The organism is Cylindrospermum sp. FACHB-282, assembly GCF_014697195.1.
Lineage (GTDB): Bacteria > Cyanobacteriota > Cyanobacteriia > Cyanobacteriales > Nostocaceae > Cylindrospermum.
The window spans coordinates 156088-170043 of record NZ_JACJRJ010000005.1 but is presented as its reverse complement, the minus strand read 5'-3'; the positions used below and the strand labels follow the sequence as shown (position 1 = coordinate 170043).

General features: G+C 43.5%; 14 protein-coding genes. 9 read left to right on the top strand and 5 right to left on the bottom strand.

The window, feature by feature from the left end:
- Window positions 1–174: 174 nt before the first annotated feature.
- Window positions 175–1305, bottom strand: a complete 1131-nt coding sequence (locus tag H6G32_RS04480) for an oxygenase MpaB family protein (RefSeq protein ID WP_190455354.1) — start codon at window positions 1303–1305, stop codon at window positions 175–177.
- Between the two features lie 624 nt (window positions 1306–1929).
- Window positions 1930–2730, bottom strand: a complete 801-nt coding sequence (locus H6G32_RS04475; protein WP_190455351.1) for a PhzF family phenazine biosynthesis protein — start codon at window positions 2728–2730, stop codon at window positions 1930–1932.
- Between the two features lie 91 nt (window positions 2731–2821).
- Here H6G32_RS04475 and H6G32_RS04470 point away from each other — a divergent pair, with 91 nt between their 5' ends.
- The 3 genes from H6G32_RS04470 (at window position 2822) to H6G32_RS04460 (ending at window position 5153) form a co-directional block, all read left to right on the top strand.
- Window positions 2822–4204 (top strand): aminopeptidase P family protein, encoded by a 1383-nt coding sequence (locus tag H6G32_RS04470; RefSeq protein ID WP_190455348.1) that lies wholly within the window; start codon window positions 2822–2824, stop codon window positions 4202–4204.
- 99 nt (window positions 4205–4303) lie between these two features.
- A complete protein-coding gene (locus H6G32_RS04465) occupies window positions 4304–4783 on the top strand; it encodes a hypothetical protein (RefSeq protein ID WP_190455385.1) in 480 nt (159 codons plus the stop codon).
- 175 nt (window positions 4784–4958) lie between these two features.
- Window positions 4959–5153 (top strand): hypothetical protein, encoded by a 195-nt coding sequence (locus H6G32_RS04460; protein WP_190455345.1) that lies wholly within the window; start codon window positions 4959–4961, stop codon window positions 5151–5153.
- A 219-nt stretch (window positions 5154–5372) separates the two neighbouring features.
- Here the strand turns inward: H6G32_RS04460 and H6G32_RS04455 are convergent, their stop codons facing one another.
- From H6G32_RS04455 to H6G32_RS04445, 3 genes are all read right to left on the bottom strand, one after another.
- The gene (locus tag H6G32_RS04455; RefSeq protein WP_190455342.1) at window positions 5373–6014 is read right to left on the bottom strand and encodes a Uma2 family endonuclease; all 642 of its coding nucleotides are present in this window, start codon (window positions 6012–6014) and stop codon (window positions 5373–5375) included.
- A gap of 285 nt (window positions 6015–6299) precedes the next feature.
- Window positions 6300–6701, bottom strand: coding sequence for an aspartyl protease (locus H6G32_RS04450; RefSeq protein ID WP_190455339.1), 402 nt, complete (start codon window positions 6699–6701; stop codon window positions 6300–6302).
- Window positions 6698–7015: a hypothetical protein gene (locus tag H6G32_RS04445; protein WP_190455337.1), complete on the bottom strand. Its 318-nt coding sequence runs from the start codon at window positions 7013–7015 to the stop codon at window positions 6698–6700. Before H6G32_RS04445 ends, H6G32_RS04450 begins: the two co-directional genes overlap by 4 nt.
- 360 nt (window positions 7016–7375) lie before the next feature.
- Between H6G32_RS04445 and ffh the strand changes: the two genes are divergently transcribed.
- The 6 genes from ffh to H6G32_RS04415 all read left to right on the top strand — a co-directional run bounded on the left by ffh (window position 7376) and on the right by H6G32_RS04415 (window position 13905).
- The gene (ffh, locus tag H6G32_RS04440) at window positions 7376–8833 is read left to right on the top strand and encodes a signal recognition particle protein (RefSeq protein WP_190455334.1); all 1458 of its coding nucleotides are present in this window, start codon (window positions 7376–7378) and stop codon (window positions 8831–8833) included.
- A 159-nt stretch (window positions 8834–8992) separates the two neighbouring features.
- Window positions 8993–9253 (top strand): 30S ribosomal protein S16, encoded by a 261-nt coding sequence (gene rpsP, locus H6G32_RS04435; RefSeq protein ID WP_190455331.1) that lies wholly within the window; start codon window positions 8993–8995, stop codon window positions 9251–9253.
- Window positions 9216–9650: a KH domain-containing protein gene (locus H6G32_RS04430; protein WP_190455329.1), complete on the top strand. Its 435-nt coding sequence runs from the start codon at window positions 9216–9218 to the stop codon at window positions 9648–9650. Before rpsP ends, H6G32_RS04430 begins: the two co-directional genes overlap by 38 nt.
- A gap of 486 nt (window positions 9651–10136) precedes the next feature.
- Window positions 10137–11090 carry a PhoH family protein gene (locus H6G32_RS04425; protein ID WP_190455328.1) on the top strand — a complete coding sequence of 318 codons (954 nt, stop codon included), beginning with the start codon at window positions 10137–10139 and terminating at the stop codon, window positions 11088–11090.
- 106 nt (window positions 11091–11196) lie between these two features.
- The gene (locus tag H6G32_RS04420) at window positions 11197–11991 is read left to right on the top strand and encodes a DUF6816 family protein (RefSeq protein ID WP_190455326.1); all 795 of its coding nucleotides are present in this window, start codon (window positions 11197–11199) and stop codon (window positions 11989–11991) included.
- A 93-nt stretch (window positions 11992–12084) separates the two neighbouring features.
- Complete coding sequence (locus tag H6G32_RS04415; RefSeq protein WP_190455324.1) at window positions 12085–13905, top strand: ABC transporter ATP-binding protein; 1821 nt, start codon at window positions 12085–12087, stop codon at window positions 13903–13905.
- The last annotated feature ends 51 nt before the right edge of the window (window positions 13906–13956 follow it).

Here is a 13956-nt window from a genome sequence, read left to right as displayed (position 1 = left end):
TATTAACATAAAGGCGCGTGGGACACACGCCCTCAAAGCTCAATCAATGTCCTCATAGAGGAGTCGTTGAGAAGCCCACACTCACCCGAAGGGGAGTGTGTGGAGTATGTCACGAAAATGCTCATTGTTAATTAACCCCCGGCTTCAGACGTGGGGAGTATCAAAAACATGCAATCATTTCTCACGGAGGTTCAGCCCCCAGCTATCCTGCAAGCTATTGGGAATCGTAAATTCCACCTTTTGTCCTTCCCGCTCCAGGTAATGCAGTCCTTCAATCAGCCTGCGTGAGAATGCGCCGCTGATCCGCGCCGCCAGCTTCGAGCGATCCTGCATCTCGTCGGTGACTCCAAAAAACCAGCGCAGTGGACGTAAAAAGTGCCGAGTCCAATCGGCGCGTTCGATACCAACCGCTTCAACCACCCGTTCGTCGCAGAGCTCGCGGATGAGCGTGGGAACAATACCATCGAACATCTTGCCGGGAACGCGCTCCTTCATATAATCAACCAGCGCAGCAGTCAGTTCTCGCCCGGCATCTGACGGAGCCGCATGACGGGTCAGGATCGCATCCCACAATGCTTTGCCATCCTCGACATCACGGGGTAGCATCTCCTCCTCAATTCCCATCATGCAGCCAATGACACGCCAACAGTGAAAGAACCCGGCCTCTTCCTCCGCAGTAAAGTCCAATCCTAGCTTAGTCAAGACCTGGGGCAACAGTGCAAAGGATAGCATCGTACCAACCATGTCTTCTTGGTTAATGGGAACACCGTACTCAGCAAGCCAGCGGGGATATTGCCTCATGTGGTAGCGAATTGTGGTGTGCAGCAGACGGATCTTTTGAGCCGTGCGTACCCCACGACCATTTGGCTCCAACCCACCCTCGGCCATAACATCGAGGACAAACTGCGCGGTTTCGATGAGGCGTTGATGTACCCTTTTGGTGATCCGGTGCGTCACACTCAGTACCTGCGCTCCCTTGGCGCAAGAGTAGCACGAAGGCAACGACCAGCAAAACAACGCCATCGTCATTTGCATACCATAACGCGAGAACAGTTGTTGTCCGAGCCGGATCTGCTCCCGATCCGCCCATGAAGGCCAGTCATCTGTGGTATTGAGGAAATCTTCGAGCTGGTCAGGCATTTCGACTGCTACCAGATCATCGTTGTTTTGAATGTCTTTTAGGAGTTTATTTACGGCATCCAACTCATTCAGTCCAAAGATTTTCTCAATGACGGAATCGGCTTGTGGATCACCGATTTCACGATACGATTCTAGGGTGTTGGGGGTCCATCTGTTTGATAACATGGGTCTTTAAATCTGGAGTTTTTTTGAGAAATCAGACTTTTATAAAAAATTATTTTTATACATTTGACAATGATAAAAATAATAAGACAATTTTTTGTTCTGAAGTTCAACTAGAAGAATGCTTGACTTTCTAGCTGGCTAAGTAGCATAGTTATTTCGCATTAGTATCAAAGCTTATTTGATACTATAAAGTCAAGTCGGAAAAGCTATGCATTAGTAAGTAGGCGAAAAGAAATCAAACTATGTTAAGCAAAGTAAAAACTATTAAAATTTGCTCGTAGTGAGGGCTTCAGCCCTCAAAGTAGGGCTAAAGCCCTCACTACCAACCTTGAATTATTGACGCCAACCTACTTAGTCGAATTATTCGTAATAAAAGGGAAAAAGGCTAGAAAATTTAGTGGGGAAGAATTAGGGAGATTGAGAGGCGGAAAAAAGAAGAAGAAAAAGACGATGGTATTTACGCAAATTAACAGTAAGAGTAAAGAAAGTTAGCAAGAAATCACGAGAAATTGAGTGAAGTAGAGAAAAATCAAGAGGAGTAACATTTTCACAGTTTGCGATTCCGTAAATAAGTACCCTTGTACAGGCCAGACGCCTGTTTTCCGAGATATCAAAATTCCGGCTTTAGACTGTAATTAATTCCCCATGCATAATTGTTACCGCTTGTCCAGAGAGAAAAACCCGTTCATCTCCCCCATAACTTACCTTCACCACCCCACCACGACTTGATGCTTGATAAGCTAGAAAATGATCCTTGTTTAGGCGACTCCGCCAGAAAGGAGCAAGGCAGCAATGAGCCGCACCAGTCACCGGATCTTCATTAATCCCTAAACCTGGCGCAAAGAAACGGGAAACAAAATCATAATCTGAAGCAGGATTAGTCAAACTAGTAACAATCACATCAGCAACAGGTAACGTTTTCAGCATCTGAAAATTAGGCTGCATATCCCGCACCAATTCTTCAGACTCCACCTCTACCAAATAGCCAAGAGAATTCTGGAAGACAGATTTACAAGCCACACCCAAAGCTTGGCTAAGTTCTGACGGTGCTTCTATTTCTTGCGAGTGATTCACCGGAAAATCTAACTCAATCCAGTCACCTTGCAACTTAGCAATCAGTACACCGCTTTTAGTGTAGAACCGCGCCACTTCATCAGGTGATAAATGCCCCTCTGACCAAAGTACATGAGCACTAGCTAAAGTTGCATGACCACAAAGCGGTACTTCCACCATTGGCGTAAACCAACGCAAATTAAAACCATCATCCTGCTTGACTAAAAAAGCTGTCTCCGATAAATTCATTTCCATCGCCACATTTTGCAACCAGTCCTCATCTTGAGGAAAAGGCAAAACACACACAGCAGCCGGATTACCTGCAAATGGTTTATTAGTGAAAGCATCAACCTGAATAATAATTTGTCCCATAGATTCACCTCATTTAGCCCATAAACTCAGCGTACCTTTGCGTGAACCCCCGCGTTCCTCTGCGTTTAAATTTTCCTCTCCAAACAACTATATGCTGATCCAAAATACCTCTAGTTCCCTCGCCGATACCCTACGCCACCGCCGCCAAAAACTAGCCAGCCTGATTAATTTTCCGGCAATTTTGTGGTCAGGAAGCAGCAATCCGCGCAACTTTCCCGCAAATCGCTTTCCATTTCGCGCTAGCAGTAATTTCCTCTACTTCGCTGGTTTACCGCTACAAAATGCCGTCATGCGCCTGGAAGGGGGCAAACTAGAACTATTCATCGATGACCCCCAACCCGGCAGCGCCCTTTGGCATGGAGAAATGCCAACCCGTGAAGAAATCGCCCAAAAGATGGGGGCGGATGGCGCCCGACCAATGGCAGAATTAGAACTGTGGGTAGAAAATGCAGCCACAATTGCCGTCCAGGATGCTGCTACCTGGACACAGCAATCACAACTATTGAATAGATGGGTTTTACCACAAAATCCGCCCCAAGGAATTGATTTGGAGTTAACGAAAGCGATCGCATCACTGCGCCTTGTCCACGATGAAGAAGCGTTAATTGAATTGCGAAAAGCAGCCGCTGTTAGTGTTGAGGCACACATTGCCGGAATGGCTGCTACACCCAACGCCCGACGGGAAGCGGAAGTTCGGGCGGCGATGGAAGGAGTCATTATCGCCCATAATATGACCACCGCTTACAACAGTATTGTCACCGTTCACGGCGAAGTTTTACATAACGAGCAATATCACCACTATTTGCAGCCTGGTGATTTACTGCTGGCTGATGTCGGTGCAGAGACTGGGATGGGTTGGGCTGCTGATATCACTCGAACTTGGCCTGTTTCTGGCAAATTTTCCTCTACCCAAAGAGACATATATAATGTGGTGCTAGCGGCTCATGATGCTTGCATTGCCAAGATTTACCCTGGTGTGGAGTATAGAGAAATTCATCTATTAGCTGCCAATGTCATAGCTGAAGGTTTAGTGGATTTAGGCATTTTACAAGGCAATCCCCAGGATTTAGTAGAAATCGATGCCCACGCCCTATTTTTTCCTCACGGTATTGGTCATCTACTGGGCTTAGATGTCCATGATATGGAGGATTTGGGAGATTTAGCTGGGTATGAAGAGGGAAGGAAAAGAAGCGATCGCTTTGGTTTAGGCTATCTACGGTTAAATCGTCCCCTGCGTCCAGGTATGTTAGTCACAATTGAGCCTGGGTTTTACCAAGTCCCAGCAATTTTAAATGATCCTCAACTGCGCTCAAAATATCAAAATGTCGTGAATTGGGAACGCTTATCTGAATTTTCTGATGTGCGAGGAATCCGCATCGAAGATGATGTTTTAGTCACAGAAACAGGTAGCGAAGTTTTAACAGCCGCACTACCAAATCATGCCAATACTATAGAAGATTTAGTTGGTTGTTAAAGAATATGCACTACTTAAATCTGTCCATCATGCCTTGCTAATTAGTACTGTAAAGACATAGGATGCTTCATCGTGGTATATAAAAATAATTCCCAAGTCATGATCAAAAACCCCATAGGATTACTACTGGGCGGAGTTATTGTCAGCTTCGGATTGTCACCATTATTAGCTCAAGCACAGCCAACGGTTTCTGATGCTCAAGTTGCAGCGATGGTAGAAGCGTTGCGAAAGGCTGCACCACAAACTAAAAAAGCCAACGATGGATATTACAGTGAATGGCAAGTTAAACCGGAAACTCTCAAAGGCTGGACAAGAACTTGTCTTAAAAAGGAACTAACACCAACGCAGTTTGAAAACAACCCAGCGATCGCGCGTCAAGTTGTCTCTTGCATCACGCGCCGTGAGTTAAACAACCAGTTTCGCGCCACCAACAACAACGAAATTGCCTCTGTGCGTGGTGCCGCTTGTTGGTGGATGACCGGCAGCTATAAAGGTTGCGACAAAGGCTTTACAGGTGATTATGTGCAAAAAGTTGTCCGGTTTTACCAGCAGCAGCGTGCAAAACCAGCAGCTAGTTAGGATATTGCGATCGCTAACTTAATCCTCAATTTATCCTCATCCCATTCACCAGTTGCAAAAATTCCTACTTGCATACTGGTGAATCATCAGATAAATCCTCAAAACTAAGTAAATTTTCGGTTCAAAAGCCTTCGTATATTGCTTAGACTAAATGATAATTTATACTAAAGTAATAATGGCTGACCGAATAGCAACCGGCGAGCAACTCAACTATAGCTTTTTACTCCTCACACATATAGTTTGCGCCGATCAGCAGATTCATAACGATGAGGTGAAAGCTTTACAGGAAAAAGCAAAACATCTGCAAATAGGAGAGCGCACTACTGAAGAAATGAAAAAGATCCTCGCCCAGGAGGAAAACCAGCTATAAAAATTTATTGATAATGTTGGGTTTCGTTCCTCAAACGCCACTTGCTTTAAGTCGCGAAACTCTAGCCGAGCAGTGGCTCCCCAACCTACGTAAATACTGGCTTTTAGGCTTAACTGAACCGTATTGCTTTATATGCAACGTCTCTACGGAATTTATTTGACGCCACCTCACATAGAATTGCTCTGAGTTAGTATCTCAAGTCTATCTGCACAGGTATGTCTATTGATTTTGCCGAATTTGGCCTTGAACCCAGTTGCGAAATTCCCTCACCAACTCTAAATAATCTTTCTCTCCAACCTGGGCTAAAAAATTAGCAATTTCTAGAATCGGTAAATTAGGAAAAGCTAAACTTTGCTCAACAGATATATATTTGTTATTTTGTAATATATTAATACTAAAATCATTACCATCATATCGCCAAATTTCCGGCACACTCATATCAGCATAGACTTGAAAGCGATTTTTGGAACTGCTGGTAATATCAACTTCCACAACTAAATCTGGTGGTGGATCTTGTTGTAAATTAATTCTTTTTTTGCCCTTGATGAGATTGATATTTTTCAGGTAAAAACATTCGTCTGGTTCTGCACCACTTAATTCTGGACGTTTGAAAGTAGTAGAACCAAGGGGTTGAATATTAACTTCTAATTCTTCTGCTAGAGTCTCGACAAATCGACCCAAGACTTTTTTATTAATTTCGTGTTCAGGTGAAGGAACCATAATTTCTAGAGTACCTCGATTGTAAGTGAGTCGGAGACGGCGACTAGCACTTAACTCAGTTAGTAGGTTCTCATAGGTTTGCCAACTAATACCTGATAGGTGGATAATTTCTGTGGGCTGAATCAGAGTGTTGCTAGTCATGGCGATATTCAGATGTGTAATCTTGCTGTAAAATGGCGATTCTTACCTTCAATTTAGTTGATTAACGCAGACAAAGACGTTTTGCCACATCCTAATAATGTACAAGTTTTAGGTGATTTGAGTGGTTAGGGTTTGAAAGCTTTATTGGGTAAGGGTTTCTCAAAAATCAATTATCACAAGGAGGGGAGTTATTGAGTAGTGGAAAATTACCCTTTTTTATTCTCAATAAAGGTGAGTGGTTCTTATTTTTAAACGTAATATCAATAGTTTTGAGTTTTAGTATTGTCAATAAGCTGGATGTTTATCGCAAGTGGGGGGATTTAGCGATCTCAATTTAACTATATTTTCACCATAATTAGCAACTAAAATAAATAACTTCAACCATCGAGACCCCAGTAAAATTTCCTGTATTTCATCTCCAGCAAATACAGGAACTTCCCACTCTTGACTATCTATTATTACCCTACCACTATAGACATCAAATTCAGTTTCTCCTTGAGCAGTTCTTAATTTATCTTGACCTAAAAAAGTCCAATCTAGACTTTCTATATCCTGTTTATTCATTGCTAAAAATTCAGTAAATCCTGTATCTAACATTGTTTCTACAGGAAAACCGAAATTATCTCCACCAATTAAATCAATTTCAAAATAAATTTGGCCATTTTCCCCAAATCTTCCCTCAATCATATTCTGCCACTAACTCCTGTTTCATTAATGCCAAAAATATGATGAATCACATTAGGATACTTTTCTCTCGCCATTTTACTTGCAACTTCTTTATCCTGATCAATAAAATAATCACCGCTATCAGGTTCAATCGCAATGTACCAACCATAGTATTTATCTAGTATTTCTGGTTTTAACCGCTCAAAAATTACCCAGCAACGCTCATAAAATGCCTGTCTTCTAGCTCTATCTTGAGCTTTTTGTTCTTCTGTCCATTGAATTTCAGGAAATATTCTCCCACGTCTGACAATTCTTTCTGATGGAGTTTGTGTCATATTTTTTGACCTCAATAAAATTATTTTCAACAGCTTTTCTAAAATTTAAAACTTCTTTAATTATAGCAGTATACTTTTCAGGAATAGGTGCATCCTTACCCTTAGTCTCAATATCCCTTACCCAGCTTTGACTCATACCTACAGCATTAGCATTAGACTAAAACTCTTGTATGGCAAGGGTAACATCGTTTCATTTAGGAAAAGTGACAAAAGAGGGGTATGTAGCTCTCCGCTTGCTACAGACGCAGTGAAAACTACTAAGCTGGTAAATAGCACGTTCAAAACTCAACCGGAAATTTGCGATATCGCTAATCTGGGCGATGCAAAAGAACCCATTGGCTAACTACCTGTAATTACATTATGTTTGATGCACTATCTGACCGTTTAGAAGCCGCCTGGAAAAAACTGCGGGGACAGGACAAAATCTCTCAATCCAACATCCAAGACGCTTTGCGGGAAGTGCGCCGCGCCTTGTTGGAAGCAGATGTCAATCTCCAGGTAGTCAAAGATTTTATTACCCAAGTCGAAGCAAAAGCACAGGGAGCCGAGGTAATCTCTGGTGTGCGCCCTGACCAGCAGTTCATCAAAATTGTTTACGATGAACTGGTGCAGGTGATGGGTGAGGAGAATGTTCCCCTAGCAGAAACCGAGGGACAAACCACCGTCGTTTTGATGGCTGGATTGCAGGGTACTGGGAAAACCACAGCTAGCGCTAAATTAGCTTTACATTTACGTAAATTAAATCGTAGCTGCTTATTAGTAGCAACAGACGTATATCGCCCCGCTGCTATCGACCAGCTAATCACACTCGGTAAGCAAATTGACGTACCAGTGTTTGAATTGGGTAGCGATGCTGACCCAGTGGAAATTGCTCGCCAAGGTGTGGAGCGTGCCAGGGCAGAAGGTGTAAATACCGTAATTATTGATACTGCCGGACGCCTGCAAATTGACGAAGACATGATGGCGGAATTAGCCCGCATCAAAGCCACAGTCCAACCCGATGAAACCCTGTTAGTGGTGGACTCCATGACTGGTCAAGAGGCGGCAAATCTCACCCGCACCTTCCACGATCAAATTGGGATTACTGGGGCGATTCTCACCAAGCTAGATGGTGATAGCCGTGGTGGTGCGGCGCTGTCAGTCCGCCAGATTTCCGGCGCACCAATTAAGTTTGTGGGTGTGGGTGAAAAAGTCGAAGCACTGCAACCGTTTTATCCCGACCGGATGGCGTCGCGGATTCTCGGTATGGGCGATGTCTTGACCCTGGTAGAAAAAGCCCAGGAAGAGATTGACATGGCAGATGCTGAACAAATGCAGGAGAAAATCCTGTCAGCGAAGTTTGACTTTACTGACTTTCTCAAGCAAATGCGCCTGTTGAAAAATATGGGTTCCCTGGGTGGGATCATGAAGATGATTCCGGGGATGGGTAAACTTTCTGATGACCAACTCAAACAGGGAGAAACCCAGCTAAAACGCTGTGAAGCGATGATTAATTCCATGACCACCAAGGAACGGCGTGACCCTGATTTGCTCTCAAGTTCTCCCAGTCGGCGGCGGCGAATTGCTTCTGGCGCTGGCTATAGGGAGGCGGATGTGAGTAAACTAGTGGCAGATTTCCAAAAAATGCGATCGCTCATGCAGCAAATGGGTCAAGGTGGCTTTCCTGGTATGCCAGGAATGTTCGGCGGTGGCATGAATAACGCCTTCGCAGCCCCTGGTAATCGTCCCCCAGCCCCCGGATGGCGTGGTTACAATACCGGCGCCGCCACGAAAAAGAAAAAGAAAGATAAAAAGAAGAAAGGCTTCGGGAGTCTTTAGTCCTCAACAAATGAAAAAGGACTAATAGCAGTTAATGCTAGGCAAGTGCTAAAATTAGCATTCCAGCAGCGGAAGTCCTGAACAGAGGCAACCCCAGCCCAGCCACTTCCTCGTCAAGTACAAAACCAATACCTACCAACAGGAGAACGATTTCTCAACATGATCAAACTGCGCTTGAAGCGATTCGGTAAAAAACGCGAAGCAAGTTACCGCATTATCGCTATTAACAACCTCGCTCGCCGCGATGGTCGCCCCCTAGAAGAATTGGGATACTACAACCCCAGAACCGATGAAGTGCGATTGGATATCCCAGGCATCGTCAAGCGACTACAACAAGGCGCTCAACCCACTGACACCGTCCGTCGCATCCTAGTAAAAGCCAATGTTTTTGAACAGGTCAGTGCAACAGCCGCATCATAACGTCGAAACAAAATCTCCAGCAGCTAGCCCAAACTACGTTGGGCTGGTAAGGTTTCTTATGGAGCCGTTTTTAGAATCTCCAGGGTCTTTAAGCGTCGATTGTGAAATTTCTCAAATCCTCAAACGGGCTTGGATTCGCATCGCCTTTGACAGCACAGATAAAGGAAAAGTGTTTGGTCGGGGAGGACGCAATATTCAGGCGATTCGCACAGTAATTGCCGCAGCAGCAGAAGTTGCTGGACAAACAGTATACCTGGACATCTACGGCAGCACTTCCCAAGGTCGGGAAGGGATGTTTTTTGATGAAGAACAGGAAGAGCGAATAGCGCCACCAAAATCGAGAGAAAGAAGTGGAAACGCACCACCCAGACCTATTGCTAAACCCCGCGCCCGCTAGGTTTAACAAATTCCGCCAGAATCCCTATGCCGTCCACCCCAGTGGCGGCGATGGGGTGAACGGTGGGCTTAACTCCTCTGAACACCCCCGCGAGAGCAGTTAAGTTTGATCAAAAGTGGGGATAAGAAATAAAAAGTTTTTCTCGCCAACTATATCTTTCAATTCCAGGTTTGAAACCTATACAAAGTAGAGGCGCAATTACTAGTGTCTCTACCCTCTCTCCAAAAATATTAGAAACTTAAAAAACTTAAGTAAATTTACTAACATATTTTTGAAAACAAGTAAAGTTTATTGCTAAATAAAAGACTGCCAAAATTAGAGAAAACTTTTATTTATGAGACTTAGTTTTCCTAGAAAATCTAGTTTAAAATAGTATAAATTAGTACAGAAAATTTTCTCAGAAAAATTGCCTTTTCGCAGTTGGCGGGAAAATATCACTTTAATCAAGAACAATCAAGAACTGCTCCACAGGAATTAAGAAATACTATGGCAGGTGCCTACACAATTCAGCTGCCTAATGTTCCCAGTGCGATCGCTCTAGCGGGATATGGGGAAGAAAATCTCAAAATCCTGTCTCGGCAAACAGGAGCCAGCTTAGTGCTGCGCGGACAAGAACTACTCATTTCTGGCAGCGAACAGCAAATTGATTTGGCGGCGCGATTAGTGCGATCGCTGGAAACTCTTTGGAGTAAAGGCAATTACATCTCCAGTGCTGATATTTTAACAGCACGTCTTGCCCTAGATAGCGATCGCCAAGGTGAACTGCAAGATTTACAGCGAGAGATCCTCGCCAAAACGCGCCGGGGTGAAGAAATCCGTGCCAAAACCTTCGTCCAGCGAAAATACATCGACGCCATCCGCAAGCGCGATCTCACCTTTGGTATCGGCCCCGCAGGTACTGGCAAGACTTATCTCGCCGTTGTCGTCGCCGTCCAAGCACTCCTCAGCAATCAATTTGAAAAGCTGATTTTAACCCGTCCTGCCGTCGAAGCTGGTGAAAAACTCGGATTTTTGCCCGGAGACTTGCAGCAAAAAGTTGATCCCTATCTTCGCCCACTTTATGACGCCATCAATGAATTTATCGATCCAGAAAAAATACCCAATTTAATAGAACGTGGCGTCATTGAAGTCGCACCACTCGCCTATATGCGGGGACGTACCTTAAACAACGCCTTTGTAATTGTTGATGAAGCTCAAAATACCACACCCGCTCAAATGAAAATGGTTTTGACTCGTTTGGGTTTTGGTTCCCGCATGGTAATTACCGGTGACATCACACAAACCGATTTGCCAATTCACCAACAATCAGGCTTAATAGTCGCCTTGCAAATTCTCAAACACGTTGAAGGCATTGCCTTTTGCGAATTCTCTCAAAAAGATGTCGTGCGTCATCCTCTAGTTCAGCGCATTGTCGCTGCTTACGAACAGTACGAAAAATAATAAATTGGTAATTGGGATCAAGATTCTCAGATTAAAGGATTAACATGATTGATTTGAGGGCTAAAGCCCTCACTACAAACTTTTAATTATTTACGTTGCTCTACTTATGTTTACTATTAAAGTAATTTGGAGTTTTTGCTTAACGGTGTTATTCCTGCTCTTGAGTGGGGAGGCTCAAGCCGGAGAATTAGCTGAAAGATTAGCAAACTTTCCCCAGTGGGAAAAATTAACTTCAGTACAACCTGCCATCGGAGATTTGGCTTATCCTGAATGGATGGCTGGTTATTGGCAAGTTACAAGTACTTTAGTTGATTTGGCTGCACCTTTAGCACCAGATATCCTCACACCTGGGTTTGAAGGAAATCGCCGCCAATTAAATCAGCCTGTGAGTTTCTTAGTCAGATTTGTCAAAGTGCAACTACCTATTTCTGGCTTAAAAATCATCCCTAAGCTAGATCACAAAAAACTAATTCTAGTAGCTGATAGAGCATTTAATAGCTTGAATTTGGCACGGGCTTATTTAGGTAATCAATCTGTGCTATCAGTCAAAGTAGATCCAGATTCGCCTAATCGTCAAATTACATTTTTGCGTGGTGAACGCCAGTTAGTTTCTATCGTCACCGCCCGCGCTACAGAAACAACACCAGATAATAAGTTTATCACCACAGAAGTGTTTCAACAACTATTTAAAGGTAGTTCAAATCCTTATTTAAATTCTGTAGAATCTACCACCGCCTACCACAAACTTTCTACATCCAACCCAGGAATTGAAGCAGACCAAGTAACTGCTGTTTACCTTTCTCCTCAAGATCCAGATTATTTTACCGCAGCTTCTCGACCCGTTGCCCTTTATCGCTATCACCTGGACTTTTTTCCCTCAGAACTGCCAATTATTCCCTAAGCATGATTTAGCTATTTAGCTATTGACTACAACGTAGTATATATGTAATATAAAATTGCCTGCCAACATTCGCGGTCTGGGATATTGTGCATCATGGCAAAATTTCGAGACATTATTAACTACTTTCGTCCCCACTGGGGGCTGAGTATTTTCAGTATTACTACATCTAGTATTTACGAAATAATAGATCTGGTTGTACCCTATGCAACCGGGCAGATATTAAATATTTTGTCTCATCAACCTTTAGACAAGCCAATTCAACAGGCGATCGCTACTATTTCCGACATTAGCAATTATCCAGCTAATCAACTTCTTTCTTTAGGTGTATTACTGGGATTAATTTTCTTAGCTACTGTATTTAGAGCGCCAACTGAGCCTTGGTTAACTGCTTGGTTCCATTGGGATATAGCTTTTAAAGCGCGACGCATTCAAGGACAAAAAGCTATAGAAAAAATTCTCACACTACCACTAGAATTTTATGACGAAAATAACTCTGGACGTATTGCCGGGAGAGTTGCTAGAGGTATTTATAACCATACCTGGGGTTATCCAGAATTTGCCGGACAGTTGTTTCCTAAACTCTTCCGAGTATTAGCAATTGTGGTGATAATCTGGTTTATTGATTGGCGAATTGCCGCTTTATTGCTAATCTCTTTTGTAGTGATTCTCGGCTTTACTGTGAAAAAGCTACAACGGCTGATTTGGCATGACAACCGCATAGATAAATATATGGAAGATACAGAAAGCCGATCTTCTGAAATTGTTACAAACATCAAAACAGTCAAAGCATTTGCCACGGAAGCTAAAGAACTAAAACGCCAAAATCAACGCCTAAATCGTGAGCTAATAGTAGTCACTTATCGCATTCATAAAGGTTATGTCATCCTCGCCATGTACCAACGTACTATGGTGCAATTTTGCGTACTTTTTCTACTAAGTTTAACCTTGGTAGGAACATTAAAAGGAAAGATTTCTCTTGGTCATTTTGTGATGACTTTAACTCTTTCTAGTATGGCTTATGCAGAATTACAACCTATTAGCAATCTAGCAGAAGCTTTTGCCCGTCGCTATTCTTCTATGATGCGCTTTCATGAATTACTGCAAGAACCAACTCCAATTGGTTCTGATGTACTTCTAGCTGAAGAATTTCAGACAGACTCACCATATAAATTTACTGGAAAAGTGGAATTTTCCCACGTCAGCTTTGGCTATGAAGCTAACCGTCAAGTTTTGCAAGATATCAACTTGTTCATTGAGCCATATCAAACAGTAGCCTTAGTTGGCAAGTCTGGTTCTGGGAAGTCTACTTTAGTGAAGATACTGTTGCGCTATTTTGAACCTCAACAGGGTCAAATTTTGATTGATGGTCAAGATATTCGCACCTTAGATGTGGGTAAGTATAGACGGAGATTAGCGATCGTTCACCAAGAAGTAGACATTTTTAATGGCACTATCTTGGATAACCTCACCTATGGCAAGTCAAACGCTAGTTTTGAGCAGGTTCAGGAAGCTTGTAGGATTGCTAGAGTTGATGAAGTTGTACAGCACCTACCGCAGGGTTATTACACCGTTGTGGGGGAACGCGGCGTTAGGTTGTCGGGAGGACAAAGACAGCGCTTAGGAATTGCTAGGGCGTTGCTAGTGGAACCTGATGTTTTGATTTTTGACGAAGCTACTTCTAGTCTAGATTACGAGTCTGAGCGTTCAATTCAACTGGCAATGCGCGAGCTTCAAGGAACTCGCACCACAATTATTATCGCCCATCGCCTGAGTACAGTCCGGGAAGCCGATAAAATTGTCGTCCTCGATCAGGGAAAGATTGTTGAGGTGGGTAGCCACGCTGAACTTTTGCGCCAAGGGGGCATTTATCACCGCTTGCACTCCCTACAAGAAACCGGAGAACTGCTGAGTTAGGCGGTTGATGGCCAGGTGTACCACTATTTTTTCTCACCCCCTTGCCATTTC